Source organism: Rhizobium ruizarguesonis (genome assembly GCF_012349115.1).
GTDB lineage: Bacteria > Pseudomonadota > Alphaproteobacteria > Rhizobiales > Rhizobiaceae > Rhizobium > Rhizobium ruizarguesonis.
On sequence record NZ_PQIG01000107.1, the window covers coordinates 37,478 to 43,993 of the forward strand.

9 protein-coding genes are annotated in these 6,516 nt (G+C 61.5%); 6 read left to right on the forward strand and 3 right to left on the reverse strand.

Annotation, left to right across the window (positions count from 1 at the left end; all coding sequences use genetic code 11):
* The first annotated feature begins 3 nt into the window (after positions 1 to 3).
* Positions 4 to 525: a disulfide bond formation protein B gene (locus C3Y91_RS28995; protein WP_024323604.1), complete on the forward strand. Its 522-nt coding sequence runs from the start codon at positions 4 to 6 to the stop codon at positions 523 to 525.
* A 74-nt stretch (positions 526 to 599) separates the two neighbouring features.
* Here C3Y91_RS28995 and C3Y91_RS29000 read toward each other — a convergent pair whose 3' ends face one another.
* Together C3Y91_RS29000 and C3Y91_RS29005 are read right to left on the reverse strand one after the other, a co-directional pair.
* The gene (locus C3Y91_RS29000) at positions 600 to 1,157 is read right to left on the reverse strand and encodes an HNH endonuclease (RefSeq protein ID WP_018069229.1); all 558 of its coding nucleotides are present in this window, start codon (positions 1,155 to 1,157) and stop codon (positions 600 to 602) included.
* Between the two features lie 111 nt (positions 1,158 to 1,268).
* Positions 1,269 to 1,961 carry a DNA-3-methyladenine glycosylase family protein gene (locus C3Y91_RS29005; protein WP_130662846.1) on the reverse strand — a complete coding sequence of 231 codons (693 nt, stop codon included), beginning with the start codon at positions 1,959 to 1,961 and terminating at the stop codon, positions 1,269 to 1,271.
* Here C3Y91_RS29005 and gluQRS point away from each other — a divergent pair.
* The gene (gene gluQRS, locus C3Y91_RS29010) at positions 1,960 to 2,841 is read left to right on the forward strand and encodes a tRNA glutamyl-Q(34) synthetase GluQRS (RefSeq protein WP_130665173.1); all 882 of its coding nucleotides are present in this window, start codon (positions 1,960 to 1,962) and stop codon (positions 2,839 to 2,841) included. The two genes, C3Y91_RS29005 and gluQRS, sit on opposite strands and share 2 nt — an antisense overlap.
* Here gluQRS and C3Y91_RS29015 read toward each other — a convergent pair.
* A complete protein-coding gene (locus C3Y91_RS29015) occupies positions 2,806 to 3,729 on the reverse strand; it encodes a YihY/virulence factor BrkB family protein (RefSeq protein ID WP_018069232.1) in 924 nt (307 codons plus the stop codon). The two genes, gluQRS and C3Y91_RS29015, sit on opposite strands and share 36 nt — an antisense overlap.
* A gap of 75 nt (positions 3,730 to 3,804) precedes the next feature.
* Here C3Y91_RS29015 and C3Y91_RS29020 point away from each other — a divergent pair, with 75 nt between their 5' ends.
* The 4 genes from C3Y91_RS29020 to C3Y91_RS29035 are packed head-to-tail and all read left to right on the forward strand — an operon-like array spanning position 3,805 to position 6,279.
* Positions 3,805 to 4,638 (forward strand): SDR family oxidoreductase, encoded by an 834-nt coding sequence (locus C3Y91_RS29020; RefSeq protein ID WP_018069233.1) that lies wholly within the window; start codon positions 3,805 to 3,807, stop codon positions 4,636 to 4,638.
* Positions 4,639 to 4,656: 18 nt separating this feature from the next.
* Positions 4,657 to 4,860, forward strand: coding sequence for a twin transmembrane helix small protein (locus C3Y91_RS29025; protein ID WP_018069234.1), 204 nt, complete (start codon positions 4,657 to 4,659; stop codon positions 4,858 to 4,860).
* A 21-nt stretch (positions 4,861 to 4,881) separates the two neighbouring features.
* Complete coding sequence (locus C3Y91_RS29030) at positions 4,882 to 5,460, forward strand: cob(I)yrinic acid a,c-diamide adenosyltransferase (RefSeq protein WP_130656348.1); 579 nt, start codon at positions 4,882 to 4,884, stop codon at positions 5,458 to 5,460.
* Between the two features lie 33 nt (positions 5,461 to 5,493).
* Positions 5,494 to 6,279 (forward strand): rhomboid family intramembrane serine protease, encoded by a 786-nt coding sequence (locus C3Y91_RS29035; RefSeq protein WP_130665174.1) that lies wholly within the window; start codon positions 5,494 to 5,496, stop codon positions 6,277 to 6,279.
* Positions 6,280 to 6,516 lie beyond the last annotated feature (237 nt).

A 6,516-nucleotide genomic window follows, 5' to 3' on the forward strand; every position in this document is an offset into this window, starting at 1 on the left:
GCCATGACCGCCACTTCCTCGCCGCTCGCCCGCCCCGGCTTTGTCTACTCCATTTTGCTCGCCATCGGCATGGCGGCGGCGGTCGGCACCGCGCTCGGCTTCCAGTATATCGGCGGCTATATTCCTTGCGCGCTCTGCCTGTTGCAGCGTCAGCCCTATTATTACGCCATCCCGATCGCGATCCTGGCCGCAATCTCCGAACTCGTCGGACTGCCGAACTGGATCACCCGGGCGCTCATTCTCGCGGCCGGCATCCTGATGCTGGTGACGGCAGGCATGGGTGTCTATCACGCCGGCGTCGAATGGCATTTCTGGCCCGGCCCGGCCACTTGCTCGACGACGGCAAGCAGCATGACGACCAATGCCGGTGATCTGCTCGGTGAGCTCAACACCATCAAGGGCCCGTCCTGCACCGACGCGGCCCTGCGGGTGCTCGGCCTGTCTTTTGCCGGCTGGAACGTGATTGCCGGAATCCTGCTTGCGGCCTTCGCCTTTGTCGGCGTTCGCAAGGCCGCCACTGAATAAATTATGCAGGAAACCGAAATGCTACAGCGTCTTTTGCGCGTCCGAAAAGACGCGCGACGCTGTAGGCCGTTCGATCAGGGCTGCAGTTCGGTATCCCAGTAGAGATAGTCGAGCCAGCTTTCATGCAGATAGTTTGGCGGGAACAGCCGGCCGTTATTGTGCAGATCCTGCACCGTCGGCTGGTAGGGCTTCTGCGCCGGGAACATGCCTGCCTGCTTCGGAAGCTTGCTGCCCTTGCGCAGATTGCAGGGCGAGCAGGCAGCCACGACATTCTGCCAGGTCGTCTCGCCGCCATGGGCGCGCGGGATGACGTGGTCGAAGGTCAAGTCGTCATGGGCGCCGCAATACTGGCATTCGAACCGGTCACGCAGGAAGACGTTGAACCGGGTGAAGGCGGGATTGCGGGACGGCTGAACGTAAGTCTTCAGGCACACGACACTCGGAAGCCGCATCGAAAAGCTCGGCGAAGAAACCGAATGTTCATATTCTGCAATGATGTTCACACGGTCGAGAAATACCGCCTTGATCGCGTCCTGCCAGGACCACAACGACAAGGGGTAATAACTCAGTGGCCGGTAGTCAGCGTTCAGGACGAGCGCCGGCAGGGCCTGTGGGGAGACTGCAATCGTCAAGGGACTCTCCTGATCGATTCGGCATCTGCACCTGTATATTAGGCCGGTTGTTACAGGATTGTGAAGTCCAATAAATTCAGAGGATAAAGGCAATTTGAAGAGTGTTGCCGATCAGCCGATCGGCACCATGTCACGGCGCATTTTCGTGGCGTAATAGGCCCAGAAAAGCCGTGCCGCCACCGAACGCCACGGCGACCAGACTTCCGCAAGCTGGGTCAGCGCCTTTGCCGGCGGCCGTGCTGCAAGACCGAATGCCGCTCCGACGGCATTCTGCAGCGCGACATCGCCGGCCGGGAAAACATCGGCATGGCCGCCGCAAAACATCAGATAGACCTCCGCCGTCCACGGACCGACGCCTTTCAGCGCGGTGAGTTCGCCAAGCGCTTCGCCCGGCGGCTTCAGGCAGAGCCCGGGGAGATCGAGGCGGCCGGAGGCGACCGCCTCGGCGATCCGCGACAGCGTCTCGGCCTTGGCGCGCGACAGGCCGAATTCGCGCCATGCCTCGGAGTGAAGCAGTGCGTAGCCTCCGGCGGTTAAAAGACCGTCCGCCGGCAGCATGCGCCGCCAGATCGCATCGGCGCTGGCGCGCGACACCATCTGCGAGACGATGATATGGGCAAGACCGGCAAAGCCGGGCTCACGCAGCCGCAGCGGAATAGGTCCGGCCTCCGCGACAATCGGCGCAAGACGTGGATCGAGGCGAAGCAGCGCTTCGAGCCCCTGCCTGACATCGTCTTCGTTGCGGATGATCTGCATTTTGCCTCGCAGTGGTTCAAAAGCCGAATCCATGGCAGAAGAAAGCATGACCACGAGTGAGCGTCAAAAACCTGTCTTTCGTTTTGCGCCGAGCCCCAACGGGCCGTTGCATCTCGGACATGCCCTCTCGGCCCTGCTGAACCGCGACATGGCCGAGGCCGAACAAGCACGCTTGCTGCTACGCATCGAAGATATCGATCAGACGCGCTGCACGCCCGAGTTCGAGGCCGGCATCCTTAGGGATCTCGAATGGCTTGATATCAGCTGGGAAAGCCCGGTGCGGCGCCAGTCGGACCATTTTCCCGAATATCAGACGGCGCTGCACACGCTGATCGAGCGCGGGCTGGTCTATCCAGCCTTTCTGACGCGCGGCGAGGTGAAGGCGCGCGTCGCTGCCTACGAGGCGACTGGTGAATCCTGGCCGCGCGATCCCGACGGCACTCCGCATTATACCGCAAATGATCGCGAGCGTTCGGCAGACGAATGGCGGGACCTGCTGACCCCTGGGAAGAAACATGCCTGGCGGCTCGATATGCGCAAAGCGCTCGACCTGATCGGCGAGCTGCTGTTCTGGACGGAAACCGGCGACGGCAGGACAGGTGAGATCGCCGCCGAGCCCGACGTCTGGGGCGACGTCATCCTGTCGCGCTCGGATGCGCCGTCGAGCTATCATCTTTCCGTGGTCGTCGACGATGCGCTGCAGGGCGTCACCCATGTCGTGCGTGGGCTCGACCTCTTCCACGCGACATCGGTGCACCGGCTGTTGCAGGTGCTGCTCGGCCTGCCGCAGCCGGTCTATCACCATCACCGTCTCATTCTTGGCGCGGATGGCCGCAAGCTTTCGAAAAGCCAAGGCGACACTGGGCTTGGCGAATTGCGCGCCCAGGGCATGTCAGGAGCGGATATTCGCCGCCTTGTCGGGCTCTGACTGCCTTTCGACACGCTCTCTGCCGACGATCGAAAGCGTGTGGGAGAACATCCGGAAGACGCGGAACTTGATCAGCGCCGCATTGATCTCCGCGCCGATGATGAAGATGACGCCGACCATGTAGAGGAAGATCAGCACGATCATGACAGAGGCGAGACCGGCATAGGTTGCCGTATAGTTGGCGAAGGTCACCAGGTAATAGGCAAAGATCAGCGCGCCGGCGAGCCAGAGAAGCAGCGTCAGCAGCACGCCGGGAATGACGTCGAAGACCCGCCGCTTGCCGGCTGGCAGCCAGAGATGCATGACCAGCAGTCCGACCGTCAGAACCACCAGCGTGCCGTAGATGCGCCAGCTGAAGACGATGTCGAGCGTATCGGCAAACAGCGGAAACCACTTCCTGGCATAGTCGAGTGCCAGCGGCAGGGCGACGAGCAGGATGCTGATTGCCGCGAAGATGATGACCGCGATCAGCACGTAGCCCAGGCTGGCGAGACGCGTGAAATACCAGGGCCGCGTTTCCTGCACCCGGTAGGCGCGATTGAGCGAGATGCGTAGCGCCTCGACGCCGTTCGAGGCGAAATAGGCGGCCGCCAGCACCGAGATCGTCAGCAGCCCGCCGCGTGGAATGGTCAGCACCTGCAGCACCTGGTCGGCGAGCGGCTTGGCGATCGCCTCGGGCCAAGTGTCGAAGATCAGGTGGATGGCGGTCGAGGAAAACTGATCGGCGCCGAGGAAGTTTGCAAGCGCCGTGCCGAAGATCAGGAAGGGGAAAACTGCAAGCAGGCTTGAAAGCGCCACATGGCTTGCCATGGCGAAGCCGTCGTCCTCGACCATGTGACAGATCGCGTCATAGACCACCTCGTAGATCGTGCGCAGCACCTTCAGCATTCTGTCTCCGGCTTTCAGATTGTATCCTCTGGCCGAATATGGGAAACGAGTCCCATTTTGTACAGGAATCATTCCATGGCGGAGCAGCGCACCATCGTCGTGACCGGATGTTCGTCCGGTATCGGCGCTCATTGCGCGCGGGCGCTGAAAGCCGATGGCTGGCGTGTCTTCGCGACGGTGCGCAAGCCGGACGATCTCAAGGGGCTGGAAGCGGAGGGCATCGAAGCCTTCCTGATGGATTATGCCAGGACCGAGACGATTTCCGATCTGGTCGGCGCGGTTCTGGAACGCAGCGGCGGTCGCATCGACGCACTCTTCAATAACGGCGCCTACGGCCAGCCGGGCGCTGTCGAGGATCTTTCGACGGCAACGCTGCGCGCACAGTTCGAGGCGAATTTCTTCGGCTGGCATGAACTGACGCGGCAGGTCATTCCGCCGATGCGCAAACGTGGCCAAGGGCGGATCGTGCAATGCTCGTCGATCCTCGGCGTCGTCCCCTATCGCTATCGCGGCGCCTACACCGCTTCCAAATTCGCGCTCGAAGGCCTCAGCATCACCCTGCGCATGGAGCTGCAGGGCAGCGGCATCCATGTGAGCCTGATCGAACCGGGACCGATCGCCACGCGTTTCACCGCCAATGCGCTCGCAAAGATCAAAGAGCATATCGACCTCGAGAATTCGCCGCACGCGGTCGATTACATCAGGCAACTGGCGAGACTCGACGGATCGGGACCGGTCAATCGCCACAAACTCGGCCCGGAAGCGGTCTATTCCGTATTGAAACACGCATTGAACTCGAAAAATCCGAGGCCACATTATCCCGTAACGACTCCGGCTAAGCAGGGTATGTTCCTGAAGCGGCTGCTTCCGGCAGACCTCTTCTACCGCCTGATGCGCCGGACGGACTGACTGAGAAAGCTGAATACCATGTCCACGGTCACCTATATCCTCGCGATCATCGTCATGGGCGTCGTCGCCCTCGTCCTGATCCGCGGTCTCTTCAACATGATGAAGGGCGGCGATCCCAACCTTTCCAACAAACTGATGCAGCTTCGTGTGCTGCTGCAGGCGATTGCCGTCATCCTGATCATGCTGACACTCTGGCTGACCGGCGGTGGCCGCCCGACCTGACCAGACTTCAAGGGGGAAACCGTGGTCAAGCTCAACAAGATCTACACGAAAACAGGCGATGACGGCACGACCGGGCTGGTGTCCGGCCCGCGCCGGCTCAAAGACGATCTGCGCATCGAGGCCTACGGTACGATCGACGAGGCCAATTCCGCGATCGGCCTGGCGCGGCTGTACACGGCCGGCTTGCCCGAACTCGACGCCATGCTGATGTCGATCCAGAACGACCTCTTCGATCTCGGCGCCGATCTCGCCACCCCTGACACGGGTGAGCCGCCGGCCTACGAGCCGCTACGGATCATCGAGACGCAGGTCGACCGCGTCGAGCACGATATCGACCAGCTGAACGCCGGTCTGGAGCCGCTGAAATCCTTCATCCTGCCAGGCGGCAGCCCGGCCGCCGCACATCTGCATCTTGCCCGCACGATTGCGCGGCGCGCCGAACGTTTGATGGTGGCGCTTGCCCGCACCGACGGCGAAATCGTCGGCGAGCCGGCGATGAAATATGTCAACCGGCTCTCCGATTTCCTCTTCGTCGCCGCACGTCATGCAAACAACCGGGGTCATGCGGATGTGCTTTGGGTTCCGGGAAAAAACAGATAGGCTAGCCGCGATCACGATCGCCCGGGGGCCTTTATGTTCATACCACTTCACGATGCCAACACGCTGAAACATATCAAGGTTCAGTGGGTGACACTCGCACTGATCGTACTGAATGTCGCGGCCTGGCTTTTGACCAGTTTTGAGAGTGAACAGGCAGCCCAGGCGACGACCGTCGGGCTCGGCTATATCCCGGCAATCGCCTTCGGCCACGCGGTGCTGGCGCAGGGGCTCGAAATCGTGCCGGAGCCGCTGACTTACCTCACCTATGCCTTCGTCCACACCGGTTTCTGGCATCTCGCCGGCAACATGATCTTCCTCTGGGTCTTCGGCGACAATGTCGAGGATGCGATGGGACATCTGCGCTTCCTGATTTTCTATCTCGTTTGCGCAGCCGCCGGCGCGCTTTGCCACGGCCTGCTGACCATGACTTCGGAAGCGCCGCTGGTCGGCGCATCAGGGGCGGTCTCCGGCGTCGTTGCCGCCTATGTCATGGTGCATCCGCGCGTCCGGGTCTGGGTGCTGGTGTTTTTCCGTGTGCCGTTGCCCCTGCCGGCCTTCGTGCCGCTGCTTCTGTGGATCGGGCAGCAGTTCTTCATGCTGGCGATTGCACCTGACGGCGACGTTTCCTGGGGCGCGCATGTCGGCGGCATCCTTGCAGGGGCTTTCCTGATCCTGGTGTTGCGCCGGCCTGGTGTGCCGCTCTTCGACCGGCAGATCGTCACGCCCCGTGCCGTCAGAAACGACCCAGGCGCCGGCCCGGCCATCGCGGCCGGCACGGACGGGCGAACGGCACAGCGATTTCCCTGGGGCCGTCGCTGACGACAATATTGACGTGAACGTAAACGTCCATATATTGCCGAGGCAAATTGCCTGCCGGCGTCATGGAAGCGTTGAATTTGGAGGAAAAACGCGTATCCATGTCGCCATTCGACAATCGGAGCGGCGCCCGAGCGCGCATTTTCTAAAAAGCCTCTGAAGCCAGTTTCTCCTGAAGGAAGGACCCCATGAAGATACTCGTCCCAGTCAAACGGGTTGTCGACTACAACGTGAAGATCC

What these genes read in the sequence shown, in the direction of transcription:
- C3Y91_RS28995 (WP_024323604.1), top strand. Translation starts at nt 4, where the DNA reads ATGACCGCCACTTCCTCGCCGCTCGCCCGCCCCGGCTTTGTCTACTCC.
- gluQRS (WP_130665173.1), top strand. Translation starts at nt 1,960, where the DNA reads ATGACCACGAGTGAGCGTCAAAAACCTGTCTTTCGTTTTGCGCCGAGC.
- C3Y91_RS29005 (WP_130662846.1), bottom strand. Translation starts at nt 1,961, where the DNA reads ATGCTTTCTTCTGCCATGGATTCGGCTTTTGAACCACTGCGAGGCAAA.
- C3Y91_RS29015 (WP_018069232.1), bottom strand. Translation starts at nt 3,729, where the DNA reads ATGCTGAAGGTGCTGCGCACGATCTACGAGGTGGTCTATGACGCGATC.
- C3Y91_RS29020 (WP_018069233.1), top strand. Translation starts at nt 3,805, where the DNA reads ATGGCGGAGCAGCGCACCATCGTCGTGACCGGATGTTCGTCCGGTATC.
- C3Y91_RS29025 (WP_018069234.1), top strand. Translation starts at nt 4,657, where the DNA reads ATGTCCACGGTCACCTATATCCTCGCGATCATCGTCATGGGCGTCGTC.
- C3Y91_RS29035 (WP_130665174.1), top strand. Translation starts at nt 5,494, where the DNA reads ATGTTCATACCACTTCACGATGCCAACACGCTGAAACATATCAAGGTT.